Here is a 13,095-nt window from a genome sequence, read left to right on the forward strand (position 1 = left end):
GACACCCTCTACCAGTGATCACACTGTTCCCGATAACGCCGGGGCCGCGTCCGCTCCTACGCACCCGCTGTCCGGGGTTCAGAACGGATTCTCAGGGGCCATGTTCACTTTTCGTCCCTATGCCGGCTTTCACCTGGCCCGGCTCTCTGTCCATAGAGACATCCAAGCTACTCATCCCCGTCCGCGAAGTTGCCTTTGATGGATCCGCTGTCTAGGATAGATTGATTCACTTTCCATTATAGACAAAAACAAACGAAAATATCAACCTGGCCCTTCATACGCGTACTCGGCACCTTCCTTGCCAGCCTTTTCTTTTATAGTTTTTTCGCCCATGGTTGAACAACGCCCACGATGGTACGCGTTTTTTGGGATTGGATCGCATCGATCACTCCCTAACTGATCTCTTGGTCGGTTAACCACCTTGAATAATTGCCCTTTAAAATGACCCCAAGATGATCTCGCTATGCCCGACAATCGGGCGGAGTTTTCGGTAGGACCGAACCGTTAGCGGCCACTATGTTTTCCTCATGAATGCAGGTTCGGTCCGTAGAAAAAGTTACGAACCGTTTCAGCGGAAGGGTAACCCGGCGCGAAGTCGGAAATCGGCTCCCACACCCCGTTATCGTTCATGATCAGACATGCCCTAATCCGTCACATCATAACGGGTGACGAAGGGGGATTCCTTCTTTGCAATTTTCCCCTCGGCAACAAACCGTTCCAGTTCCTGTTTCAACCGGTTGACATCCCAATGAAGGCCGCATTCCCGGTTTACCCGGCCGACCACCTCCATCAGATCCGTATCGAAGAGAGGAAGCTGATCCCGAACGGTCTGGATGACGCGATCATCTTGATTCTCCTTCGCCGACCACAACTCGTCAAAGGGGTTGGTCACATGGGGACTGTGGGTGAAAGCGGCCCGGATGCGGACGAATACGGTGCGTCCATAGACCGCCGAGGACACGAACGTATCCCCGGAACTCAAGTAAGGCAACCGTTTTCCCTCTTCCTGGGTCAGATCCGTCTCCTCCCGCAATGTCGCGATATCTGTCCCTCTAACCGTACGAAACACGAACTTGGTGTTTAATTGGGCCGTAATCGTTTCATCCAATAAGGTTGGCCGCTGAGTGGCCAACATCAGAAAAGCCCCGTATTTCCGCCCTTCCTGGGCCACTTCTTTCAATATCCGCTTCGGCGGGGAGTCCGTCCCCTTGGGAGCGAAATTGTGAGCTTCGTCCGTGACGATCACGAAAGGCGGGAAAAAGACACCTTCTTCTCCGTTCATCACCGCATCTCTGTATTCACGCCGTTTCCGATACACCGAAGTGATGACGTAGGTGGAAAACACCTGCAACAGCCAGGAATCTCCCTGAATCACCACCAGGCGACCTTGTTCCAGTCCTTCCTCGATCCGGCGAATATCCTGCTGGAACAATCCCGCCTTCTCCAGCCGGTTGAGGCGCCATTGAACCCCTTTGACCGAAGCCAGGGGAAGGCTCCCGAATTGTTGATGCAGTTCCATTAAATCCTTGGTCCGTTCCGCTTCTGTCGGAGTGAGATCCTCCTCACGCAATCGCTTTTTCAGCCCTTGCATTCCTTCCTCGATCGCCTGAGCCACATTGTTCAGCCGATCACTGAAAGTCGTAAATGTATCCCGCCGGCGGTGCAAGGATTGGATCACATTGGTCATCGGTTCTGACAGTCCGCCCCCGGAAGCGCCAATCAAACCGATCAGTTCCCGGGTGGACAGATGCGAAAAGTTGATTCCCACCTCTTGCCCCACTTGAACCGCTGTCCAGCGGTGATCGAAAGGGGGTGCGGACTCCTTCAATTCCGGCACCACCTCATGAAAGCTCATCTCAAAGTGAGGGTCAAATACCAGCGTCGGTATGGACAGGTTCATCAGTTCCTCCAGAATCACCCGCAGACCGAAGGATTTCCCGGAACCCGAGCCCCCGAAGATACCGATATGGGGATACTGCTGCATCGATTGAATATCGAACAAAAAAGGAACGCCCCGCTGCCGGCGAATCCCCTCTGGCTCCAACAAGTGGACCCGATCCTTCAGGTCGGGGTCCAATGTTTCCGCCAGGGGCTCGGTTCCCCGGATCTCTCCGAGCGCCATGCCCTCTCCGGGGGAAGCTTTCACCAATAGGCGACGGACTTCATCAAAGCGGGGAAAACGGACTCCGCACCCGGTCCGAACGGGATATGGAGCCTCGGAAAAGAGACGCAGCTTGGCCAGATTCACCTCATCGGAACCGATGTCATATCCGATCTGCTCCAGGGACTGAATCACCTGCGTATCCACCACACTGCGATCCAGGCCCATCGGAATCAGACGGTTATAAGACATCGTCTCCACAACTTCGCCCTTTGGACAATCCAGAGCCTCATCTTCAATCACCAAAATCTCATTCATCCGAAACTTCCGTTCCTTGGACGCGATATACACTTCCTGTTGCGTGGTTACACCGACGACTTGCATCCGTACCGATTCCTCCCATTCTAAAAGACTGGTGATTGAACATGTCCTTGGTGGGTCGGGTGGGGTTCCACACTCCCGAGCAGGAGACTTCGTCACCAGTCTTCTAAAGGTGACGGTCGTTCCGTTTCGGGACCAACAGCCGGTGACGCAAATCCGGATCGATAAACTGTTCCACCATGGCCTCCACCAAAGGATCTGTCACCCTCACCTCTTTGTCCACGATGTCCAGCCACAAAGGAATTCCCCGGCCCTGAACCGGTGTCAGGCTGTGCACCAGCCGGATCAAAGCATCCCGATCCCCGGATTGGCTCACCAATCCGTCAACACCCACAGGCTGGGGTCCGCGGGAAGAACAAAGGACCGCCTTCCACAACCCCGTCCCCGCCGGATCCATCTCCGGTGACCGGTACACCTCTCCGGGACGCATCACACCGAAGAGAACATCTCTGTCGGAATATGTCGGTTGATCGGGGAAAAGACAGCGGGCCAAACCCTTGGTCCCGATCTCCTCCGACACACCCACCAACAGGACACCCGCCTGTTCCGCCGCTTCTGCAAACCGGGTCCATCCCTGGGAGTCGTCGATCAAAAAATGAAGCAGCGATCCATCCATCATAATCACCCGAGGACGCCAACTCCTTACTGCCTCACTCGCCACCTTCAACTCCAGGGAGGCCAGCAGCGTCCCCCGATGCTTCGCCTCTCGCGCCAACCTCCCTCCTTCCGCCTCTCCGTCACCGGAGTCCAACAAAGGGGTATAGAGATCGGCGGCCCAACGCTCCTCCCCTGTCGTGCCCTTGGCGAGGGCCTGAAACACGGACAACGTGTGGGGATGACTGCCGGGAGTGGAGTTGACAGATCCATCGACTCCGACTAAGGAACGGCCCTGGAGCCATTCTTTGATCCTTTCCCCCTCCCACTTGTCCACTTTTTGAAAAGAACCGATCTCCTCCAGTCTCCGTCGGATCTGATCCCGCTGAAAAACATCCCGGGGATAAGCTTTTCGCAAATCCCGATTCGTGTCCTCCAGTTTTCGCTTCAGCTCTTCAGAAACGGGAAGCAATCCTCCACCTCCTCCTTTTGACCCGGTTGATCCAGTTTCTCTTCAGTGTACAGGAAAATCGGAAATCCCGGAATCCCCGCAACCGGCAACATTCTCCATATACATCCATCCTAACCGCGATGTTGGCAAAGGACGTTACTAAAAAAATTTTCTATAAAATTTGCAGGCTGTTATATTGACTGTTATGGGAATCGCTGGTATGATGATGTTACGCCGTTCCTGTCGAAATTTGACGGCTTCGAGACCAAGACCAAAAAAGACCAAAGAGTGAGAGGAGACGTCAACAATGCTCAAATCTACCGGAATTGTTCGGAAAGTGGACGAGCTGGGCCGTGTGGTGATCCCGATCGAACTGCGCCGTACACTGGGAATCGGAGAAAAAGACGCATTGGAGATTTATGTCGACGGTGAAAGAATCGTGTTGAAAAAATACGAACCCGCTTGTATTTTTACCGGAGAAGTGGACAACACCGTTCGCTACAAAAACAAGGTGGTCAGCAAAAAGTGCATTGAGGAAATGTTCGACATCTTGAAAGACGAGGACAGTGTTTCCGCTAAGTAACATACGAACCATTCGGAAATTTTCCGCTCACCTGAACAACGATGATTGAACGACTATTTAAAAGTGAGCGCCGTGATTATTTAAATTTTTACCCCTTTAGGAATGCCCACCGGAGATCCGGTGGACATTCCTATTTTATTATCACTCCCATGAAAAGAAGCCGGCCTTCCTCGCTGGAAAAAGCCGACTCCCTAACAATCCCGACCAAGGGCCCCCTCGGAGTTCAATTGCCAACGTTCTTTGTAAGACGAAGACGGGTTTACAACCACCCACAACGGCTCAAAAGCCATTCAAAAGTGCCTGAAAGGACACTTTTCTTCTCAGCCGCGGTTGTCCTCTTTGATCAATTCCAAGATTCGATCCTTGATCAGTTCGGATTGAGTACCGAACACCGCTTGGTAATAGCCTTCGCCGACACGCATGACACCGGAGGCACCCAGTTTTTTCAACTGTTCCTGATCGATCTTATTCTCATCCTTCAGTGTCATCCGCAAGCGGGTAATGCAGGCATCCAGCTGATCGATGTTTTCCTCGCCGCCGATCGCCGCCAAAACCCCACGAGCCTGGTCATCCAGTTTATTTTGCTTGCGATCCTCTTCGGGGGCCGCTTCACCGGATTCCTCCACAGACGTCTCCTCCTCCTCGTCGCGACCCGGAGTGGGGAGGTTGAATTTGCGGATGGCAAACCGGAAGATGAGATAATACAGCAGAGCATAGCCCAGGCCGACGGGGATGATCAACCATCCCTTGGTCGACAGATGGTAATTGAGCAAGAAATCGATCAACCCGGCGGAAAAGCCGAAGCCGTGTTTGACGCCCAGAATACTCATCAGGGCCAGGGAAGTCCCTGTCAACAGGGCGTGTACCAGGAAGAGAACCGGTGCCAGGAACATAAAGGTGAATTCGATCGGTTCCGTGATCCCGGTCAGGAAAGAGGTCAGAGCGGCACTGAGCAAGAGCCCGCTCACCGCTGTTCGCTTCGAAGGCTTCGCTTCGTGGATCATAGCCAAGCAGGCCGCAGGCAAGGCGAACATCATGATCGGAAACATCCCGGCCATAAAGGAGCCCGCGTTGGGATCTCCGGCGAAGTAACGGTTCAGATCTCCCCGGACTACATCACCGGCGGCTGTGACGAATTCCCCAATGTTAAACCAGATCAGCGTATTGAGGATATGGTGCATCCCGATAGGAATCAGTATTCGGTTCAAGATCCCATACCCGAACAGCCCGGCGGCCCCAGCATTGACAATCCACTCTCCCGCCGTGCTGATCGCGTTTTCCACCGGCGGCCAAATGAAGAGAAAGAGAAGACCGACCAAAAACATCGTAAACGAAACAACGATGGGTACAAACCGTTTGCCGCCAAAGAACTGCAACCATTCCGGCAGGCGGATATCCTTGAATCGGCGGTATAAATACGCAGTGATGAGACCGGTGATAATCCCGCCCAAAACAGAAGTCTGGTCCAATTTGACCTGCCATTCCGGATTTTCCGGAGCCTTCGCGTTCATACCGACGATTGTGTTGAGTACCACGAAACCGGCAACGGCCGCCAATCCTGCCGCTCCGGCTCCACCGGACATACCCACTGCCACCCCGATGGCAAAGAGGAGCGGTAAGTACGTAAAAATCGCTTGTCCGCCGGTCTGAATCACTTCTCCTACCTGAATTAGAGCGGAATTCTCACCGACGATCTGCTCATTGGTCAGAATGGCCCCGAGGCTGAGGAGAATCGCGGCAGCAGGCAACACAGCGATGGGAAGCATCAGGGATTTCCCGATCTGTTGCAACTTCCCTAATAGCGCTTTCATTTTTGCACACCTCCATAGAACGTTGATACATATTATGTGGTTTGTCCTGTTTTTAAGCCTATCATTCCTACTTTCCCCTTATCCGGCTTTGACCCCCCTGTGAATAGTATATCATCTCATATTGGTATATACCAGTGAGGAATTTTATAAAATCCCGATTTAAAAAACCGGCTCTGTACCAGAGCCGGTTATTGACCATGTTCATTTCTATTGATGGTAATGGTTGTACACTTCCCTTTTGGGCAGAGACCGTTCCTTTGCCACTGTCCGGATCGCCTCTTTTTTCGCTTTCCCGCGATGGATATGCCAATCCACATGCTCCGTCACAGAAAGGGGATGCCACCAGTCGGTTTCATGGGACTCCCTGTTCTGGGGAGAAGAATCTTTCGCTCCGGATACGACCACGGTCATCTCCCCGCGGGGCGAATGTTCCCGGAACCAATCCCGGCATTGGGAAAGCGTTCCCCGAATCCATTCCTCATGCTTCTTGGTCACCTCTCTGGCGATCGCTGTCGAGCGGTCTCCCAACACTTCCCGCAAATCCCGCAACATCGGGAGGATGCGGTGGGGGGCTTCATAGAAAAGCAGGGTGGCGGGAACCTCCTTCCATCGATCCAATTCCCGGATCCTTTCCTTGGTTTGCCGGGGAAGAAAGCCGATGAAAAGGAAGGGCTGAGGAGGAATACCGGAGGCGACCACTGCTGACAACGCCGCATTGGGGCCCGGGACAGGAATCACCGGAATCCCCCGGTTGACCGCTTCGCGAACCAGCTCTTCCCCGGGGTCGGAGAGGGCCGGCATTCCCGCATCGCTGACCAATGCGATCCGCTCACCTTGTTCCATTCTCTCGGACAATTCCTCCATCCGGGAAAAACGATTGTGCTCGTGATAACTGACCAATGGGACGGAAATCTCGAGATGGGAAAGAAGTTTTCGGGTGCGGCGGGTATCTTCACAGGCGATCCGATCCACCTCGGCAAGCGTGTTCCTGGCGCGTATGCTTAAATCCTCCAGGTTTCCGATCGGGGTCCCGACCACATACAGGGCCCCATTACTTCCTTCAAAGCTTTTTTGCCGCTTCACGATCCACCCCCTTCTCCGCGATCAGGCGATTTTTGGCTTTTCGATTCATCCTTTTGATCTCCCACTCCCTTCGCAAAGCATCGGAACGGGTCATCTCCGGCTCCGCCAAGCGAAGGGTAAACGGCCCGCGGCCCCGGGTGTATTTCGCCCCGACTCCCCGCCGATGCTCTTCCAGCCGTCGAGGAAGATCCGTCGTAATTCCCGTATACAGGGTTCCGTCAGCACATTCCAGCACGTAGACGACGTATTTCCTTTGAACCGCCATCAATCCTCCTGAACGGATATTCTTCAAGGACAAAAAGGTGCCGGAAAAACCGGCACCCGAGATGGAGGCCCCCACCACAACGATTGTTCCGAAGAGGACTCGAAGAACAAGATCGCGATGGTCGATCACGGGTCAACCTCATTTCTCCTCATTGGACGTTTTATTTAAAAAGGATAAACAAAAAAGGCAGTCTCCATGAGTCCGCATATTGCCGTAATGGACGTTGCAAATATGGAACCCCTCGTTATAGAGGCGGACCAGGTTATCATATCCCTCACCCACCGTCTCGTCTTTCGGAGAAGGGACGTCGACCGTATCGCCGCCTTGGACGTCGCCGTTTTCCAGCTGCTCTCTGAGTGATTGATTTTCCAGAACCAGGCGGGTGTTTTCTTCGAGCATTTGGACAATTTGTTCCTTCAACCCGCCCAATTCCTTATATAATTCCCCGATCTGATCCTCGATCCGGGTCATTCGGGATAAAATGTCCTGCTTATCCACGCCCCCCACCTCTATCACCCGTTTGTCTGCTTCAAGTCTTCCGATTCAACGCTGAACCGATCAGGAAGGTTTCCCGCAACGGGGGTGCCTGCTCGCAGTGGCAAGCAGGCCGTTTTTCCATCCGTGAATGTCCCTTATGCCTGTGCTGTAATCTCCTCCGCGGGATGTTCCACCGTACGGCCCGACTCGTTTAACTCCACCTGAACGCGGCGTTCGAGAAGGTTCAGCACCACCACGCGCCCATCCCCTTCCGGGGTTGTGACACGGGTTCCGACATCGGGCATCTGTTTCTTCGCGTCTACATAGGTATCGTTCTCGTACTTTAAGCAGCACATGAGACGACCGCACAACCCGGAAATTTTGGCCGGATTGAGAGACAGATTCTGATCTTTGGCCATCTTGATGGAAACTGGCTCAAAATCCCCGAGAAAGGACGAACAACACAAAACCCGTCCACAGGGTCCGATTCCGCCTAACATTTTGGCTTCGTCCCGCACCCCGATTTGTCGAAGTTCAATCCTCGTACGGAAGACCGAGGCCAAGTCCCGGACGAGCTCCCGGAAATCGACCCGACCGTCTGCGGTGAAGTAGAAGATGATTTTATTCCGGTCAAAGGTATACTCCGCGTCAACCAACTTCATCTCCAACCCGTGCAGACGGATTTTTTCCGCACAAACAGCCAAAGCCTCTTTGGCCGATCTTCGGTTTTTCTCCATCTGAACAGCATCTTCCTCTGTAGCGACACGTATGACGTATTTGAGAGGAAGGACGACTTCATCCTCGGTCACATAACGGATACCCGTCACTACCGTTCCGTATTCAACCCCGCGAACGGTTTCTACGATCACGCGATCATCGCGGCGAATATTTAAATGGCCCGGGTTAAAATAGTATATTTTACCCGCTTGCCTAAAACGGACTCCTACGACTGACAGCATTTACAGCTCCCCCTTGCATGACCAGAACCATCCGTTCCAAGACGGCTTGCGCCTGAACGGGGCCGGCCAATTGGCGTCGAGCATCGATAATGGCGTGCATCCCGTCTGTTAATCGATCGATTGTCCATCGGGAAGACTGGCGTCGACGGGATTCACTCCATCTCGCAAATACCGGCTGTTCTTCCCGCCCCAGCCGGTCGTTGAGGAGATCCCGCAACCAGAGAAGCAGTAGATCCAAGACTGTCTCCAGCCGCTCTCGTCCCGTCTCCAAGATTTGTGTCTGGACTGATACGAGAGCCTCCGAAGATCCGGAGGCAATCTCCCCACTCCATTTTATCACTCGCTCGCAAAGCAGGGCAAACTCATCCTCCTCCATTCTCCCTCGGGCATCGTCCAAACCCGCGGCGAGGTGGGCGGCGATTCGGGAAGTTTCAGGATCGTATCCTTCTTCCTTTAAGTATTGGGCGATCCGCTCCGGGGAAAGCGCTGGGAAACGGAGGAGTTGACAGCGGGACCGTATCGTCGGAAGAAGCGCGTGAAGGTTTTCCGTGATCAGAATGGCCACCATCCGGGATGTGGGCTCTTCCAAAAACTTGAGCAGGCTGTTGGCGGCTTGTACCGTCATCGCATCGGCATGCTCAATCATAATCACCCGGGTAGCGTTTTCCGGAGGACTGTAGGAAAAAGCGCGCTGGATGGCCCGCACCTGATCGATTTTAATCGTCTGCCCGTCCGGCGACACCTTCATCACCCCGGGGTCATTGCCGTGATCGATCCGTTGGCAGTGAATACACTCGTCGCAGGCGTCTTCCTTCCCGTTCAAACAATTGAGGGCCTTGGCCAGTTGCTGCGCTGTACGGGTCTTGCCCACTCCCCTGGGCCCCGCAAAGCAATAAGCATGGGCGATCCGACCGGTACGCAATCCCCTTTTCAACAACTGAACCACCTGTTGTTGACCGAACACTTCATTCAAAGACAAAAATGAACCCCCCGTTTCATCCAGGGCCCAGGCTAAAACTGTTCAAACCGTTCGACGGGAAGGATAAACACCGTCGCTCCACCCACCTGCACTTCCACAGGATAGGGAATGTAAGAGTCGGCGTTCCCGCCCATGGAAGACATCGGGGCCATCATCTGCTGCCTGGACTTACAATTTTCTCTGATCAGATTCAGCACCGGATCCACTCTTTCATCTTCAATTCCGATGATGAACGTGGTGTTGCCCGCCTTGAGAAATCCCCCGGTACTGGCCAGTTTGGTCGCCCGAACGTTTTCCCGAACCAGTGCCTGGGATAGACGGTTGCTGTCCTTATCCTGTACCACAGCAACAATCAGTTTCATTTCCTTCCCCCTCTCAGGTCCTGATCCAAACCATGCCCACATGGGTCACAACCGAATCCATTTCTCCAAATCACTTCGCAAAATCTCAAATACCTCTTCCGCCGATCGGGTGGCATCCACAATCATGCAACGCTCCGGATCCAAACGGGCCTGTTCCAAAAATCCCCGGCGGACTCGACGGTGAAAATCCCGCCCTTTTTGTTCCATGCGATCCGTGTCATATCCCCGGGACTTCAGCCGAAGATTGCCTTCTTCCACCGGTAAATCGAGAATATAGGTACGGTCGGGTTTCAACCCCCCAGTGGCCGTCTGATTGATATCAATCACTTCCTGCAAATCCCCGCCCGGTCCGTAGGCCTGATAAACGATACTGGAGTCCACATATCGATCACAGATCACCACTTTTCCATCATTCAATGCCGGGCGGATCACCTGTTCTACCAGTTGGGCCCGGGATGCGGCATACAGCAGAATCTCGGTACGCAACGCCATTTCTGAAAGGGATGGATCCAACAAGATCCGACGCACTCGGTCCCCAATCGCTGTTCCCCCCGGCTCCCGCGTCGTCAGATACGGAATCCCCTTATCATCCATATATTGGCTGATCAAGGCGGCTTGTGTTGACTTTCCGCCGCCTTCCGATCCTTCCAACGTGATAAAACAACCCTTCACATCAGTTCCTCCAACCGTTATTTGAGATTTATTGTAACACGTAGACACATGGCGGGGAAACGGCGGCTAACCCGCGAACCCGCCCGCCGCAGCGGATCATGCGATCCATATCCATCGCGTGTTTCCGGGTAAAGGACTCCCCCGGGAGGACCAGAGGGATTCCTGGCGGATAAGGAACGACCATTTCCGCCGCTGGTCGGCCCACCGCTTCTTCCAGAGAAACCGCCTGACGGCGGAGGCGATCCAGTCGGTTTAAAGGAAAACGGCTTTCACTCCAACGGGGAACCCGAATCGGTTCCATCCAGGGTTCCTCGGGAATCCATTTCATATCTTTCTCCAAATCCTTCAATCCCTGCATGAGTCGCCGCATTTCCTCCGGAGAAGTTCCTATGGAAAAAGCGGCCAAGGTGCAACGGTGATCCGCCAGTTCCATGAACAATCCCTTTCTGCGCAACTCATTGGAAAGCCGAAACCCGGAAATTCTTCTTTTCGATCGAATCGCCAACTTGAGTGGATCTTGATCTTTGTCCCCCCTCCCCTCTTCGATGATCCCCGAAAGGGTCGACAGTTTTTCCCGAAATCGCTGCAGTCGGTTTAAAAGCACATCCAGCTCGTCTTTTCCGCGTTCAGCCAAAAACCGGCGGGCCAAATCCAGAGAAGCCATCAACGGGTAGGAAGGACTGCTGGATTGAATCACCCGAAGCCAGCGGAAAACCGATTCCGAGGGGACACCCTCTCCTTTCAAGTGTAGCATGGAGGCCATCGTCATCGCCGGTAACATTTTGTGAGTGGATTGAACGGCGGCATCCGCTCCCTGTTGCATCGCGGAAGGGGGGAGCAAGGGATGAAAACCGAAATGAGCTCCATGGGCCTCATCAACGAGGAGTGGAATTCCGCGCTTTCCGCACATTCGGGCGAGCGCATCCACAGGTTGACACATCCCGTAGTAATCGGGACTGGTAATAAATACTCCCTTGGCATCGGGAAATCGGCCCAGCACCTCCGCTAAGGTTTCGGGATTGATTCGGGAACATTCTCCATCTCCGGATATATAAACAGGGCGAACCCCAGCCAATAAGCAACCATTGAAGATCGATTGATGGGAATTGCGTTGAATGATCAATCGGTCACCGGGCTGACAGAGGCTTAATACCAGAGCTAGATTTCCCGCCGTACTTCCCCCCACCAAAAACCGGGTCTCATCGGCACTGAAAGCTTCTGCCGCGAATTCCTGCGCCTCCCGGATCACTCCTTCCGGATCGTGTAAATCATCAAGGTAACCCACCTCAGTCAGGTCAATGGATAATACGTCTTTAAACCTATCGGATCCCTCGGGATCAAAGGCCTGTCCCTGTTTGTGACCGGGGACATGAAAATTGCCCCGACTCTCTTTCAGATGAGCGGACAACGCTTCAAACAGAGGGGCCCTTTTTTGCCTTTCCGACAATCGGATCCTCTCCCTTTGCTTTCTTGTACCATCAGATATGTTGAACTGTTATGCCCCGCGATAACCTAGCGGACTTTCGGAGTGCTGTTACATAAAGAAACGGGGACCCTCTTACAGTCCCCGACGTTGGCTGTTTAACCAAATATTTCTCAATTGAAGGACGAAATGAGGATATTTTTGATCCTCTACTTCGGTATTCACGATCTCCTTCTCGCATGTCTCACAGATGAATTCATCCAAGACTCTGATCCCCTTCACTCTTTCTTCTTCACAGACAATACAGCGGATTCGATCACGTGTGTCTTGCAAGATCGACCCACCCTTTTCATTATTTTTTCAGCCATTGTTTCCATGGTTGAGAAAATTTATACACGGGTAACGAGCGAATCCAGTCATCGAATCGTTCAAATCCATGCTTCGATACGGGTGGACACTGCCGTAGGCCTTTTCAGTATACCACGCCGGGATCATCCGGAGAATCCCTTATGCAACCGCTGCAAAAAAGAAGTGGGAGTGTCGACAGACCCGTACCATGGTGCCAATGGCTGTTTTTGGGGTATGTACCTACCCGCCATGAGTCCTGCTGAAAGTGCTACTGTATTATATGCACCAGCCTCTGTTGGCAACCCGTTAAACAACAAAGGATCTCCCCTGGTGAAACCCCGCACCGAAAACCGCCCCTTGCTTCTCTAGCCCTCCCTAAATCCATCGGTCGGAGCAAAAGCCACTCGATCACGAGGGATTGCGCCTAAACGTTCTCCATCAATAAAAAAACAGCCCATTTTTGGGCTGTTTTCTGAAGTGCCTGGCGACGTCCTACTCTCCCGGGGGCGAAAGCCCCAAGTACCATCGGCGCTGGAGGGCTTAACTTTCGTGTTCGGGATGGGAACGAGTGGATCCCCTCCGCCATCATCACCAGACGTTTGATGC

General features: G+C 53.4%; 13 protein-coding genes and 1 rRNA gene. 1 reads left to right on the forward strand and 13 read right to left on the reverse strand.

The window, feature by feature from the left end:
* Positions 1-643 precede the first annotated feature (643 nt).
* Together CHM34_RS16885 and CHM34_RS16890 are read right to left on the reverse strand one after the other, a co-directional pair.
* A complete protein-coding gene (locus tag CHM34_RS16885; protein ID WP_094265782.1) occupies positions 644-2,485 on the reverse strand; it encodes an ATP-binding protein in 1,842 nt (613 codons plus the stop codon).
* A 103-nt stretch (positions 2,486-2,588) separates the two neighbouring features.
* Entirely contained in the window at positions 2,589-3,548 is a 960-nt protein-coding gene (locus CHM34_RS16890) for a DNA double-strand break repair nuclease NurA (RefSeq protein ID WP_094265783.1), read from the reverse strand.
* Between the two features lie 286 nt (positions 3,549-3,834).
* Between CHM34_RS16890 and CHM34_RS16895 the strand changes: the two genes are divergently transcribed.
* The gene (locus CHM34_RS16895; protein ID WP_094265784.1) at positions 3,835-4,110 is read left to right on the forward strand and encodes an AbrB/MazE/SpoVT family DNA-binding domain-containing protein; all 276 of its coding nucleotides are present in this window, start codon (positions 3,835-3,837) and stop codon (positions 4,108-4,110) included.
* A 320-nt stretch (positions 4,111-4,430) separates the two neighbouring features.
* Here CHM34_RS16895 and nagE read toward each other — a convergent pair whose 3' ends face one another.
* The 11 genes from nagE to rrf all read right to left on the reverse strand — a co-directional run bounded on the left by nagE (position 4,431) and on the right by rrf (position 13,085).
* The gene (gene nagE / locus CHM34_RS16900; protein ID WP_094265785.1) at positions 4,431-5,921 is read right to left on the reverse strand and encodes an N-acetylglucosamine-specific PTS transporter subunit IIBC; all 1,491 of its coding nucleotides are present in this window, start codon (positions 5,919-5,921) and stop codon (positions 4,431-4,433) included.
* A gap of 207 nt (positions 5,922-6,128) precedes the next feature.
* Entirely contained in the window at positions 6,129-7,004 is an 876-nt protein-coding gene (gene rsmI / locus CHM34_RS16905; protein ID WP_094265786.1) for a 16S rRNA (cytidine(1402)-2'-O)-methyltransferase, read from the reverse strand.
* Entirely contained in the window at positions 6,982-7,398 is a 417-nt protein-coding gene (locus tag CHM34_RS16910; RefSeq protein ID WP_338048683.1) for a GIY-YIG nuclease family protein, read from the reverse strand. Before CHM34_RS16910 ends, rsmI begins: the two co-directional genes overlap by 23 nt.
* 9 nt (positions 7,399-7,407) lie before the next feature.
* Complete coding sequence (gene yabA / locus CHM34_RS16915) at positions 7,408-7,767, reverse strand: DNA replication initiation control protein YabA (RefSeq protein ID WP_094265787.1); 360 nt, start codon at positions 7,765-7,767, stop codon at positions 7,408-7,410.
* A 134-nt stretch (positions 7,768-7,901) separates the two neighbouring features.
* Positions 7,902-8,705 carry a PSP1 domain-containing protein gene (locus CHM34_RS16920; protein WP_094265788.1) on the reverse strand — a complete coding sequence of 268 codons (804 nt, stop codon included), beginning with the start codon at positions 8,703-8,705 and terminating at the stop codon, positions 7,902-7,904.
* Entirely contained in the window at positions 8,677-9,684 is a 1,008-nt protein-coding gene (holB, locus tag CHM34_RS16925; RefSeq protein ID WP_169713797.1) for a DNA polymerase III subunit delta', read from the reverse strand. The genes CHM34_RS16920 and holB overlap by 29 nt, the downstream gene beginning before the upstream one ends.
* Before the next feature lie 32 nt (positions 9,685-9,716).
* Positions 9,717-10,046, reverse strand: a complete 330-nt coding sequence (gene darA, locus CHM34_RS16930; protein WP_094265790.1) for a cyclic di-AMP receptor DarA — start codon at positions 10,044-10,046, stop codon at positions 9,717-9,719.
* A gap of 45 nt (positions 10,047-10,091) precedes the next feature.
* The gene (gene tmk, locus CHM34_RS16935; protein WP_094265791.1) at positions 10,092-10,718 is read right to left on the reverse strand and encodes a dTMP kinase; all 627 of its coding nucleotides are present in this window, start codon (positions 10,716-10,718) and stop codon (positions 10,092-10,094) included.
* 28 nt (positions 10,719-10,746) lie between these two features.
* Positions 10,747-12,165: an aminotransferase class I/II-fold pyridoxal phosphate-dependent enzyme gene (locus CHM34_RS16940; protein ID WP_094265792.1), complete on the reverse strand. Its 1,419-nt coding sequence runs from the start codon at positions 12,163-12,165 to the stop codon at positions 10,747-10,749.
* Between the two features lie 111 nt (positions 12,166-12,276).
* Positions 12,277-12,474, reverse strand: a complete 198-nt coding sequence (locus tag CHM34_RS16945) for a sigma factor G inhibitor Gin (RefSeq protein WP_094265793.1) — start codon at positions 12,472-12,474, stop codon at positions 12,277-12,279.
* A 494-nt stretch (positions 12,475-12,968) separates the two neighbouring features.
* Positions 12,969-13,085, reverse strand: a 5S ribosomal RNA gene (rrf, locus tag CHM34_RS16950).
* Positions 13,086-13,095 lie beyond the last annotated feature (10 nt).

It is taken from the genome of Paludifilum halophilum, from assembly GCF_002245355.1.
In the GTDB taxonomy this organism is placed as follows: Bacteria; Bacillota; Bacilli; order Thermoactinomycetales; family DSM-45169; genus Paludifilum; species Paludifilum halophilum.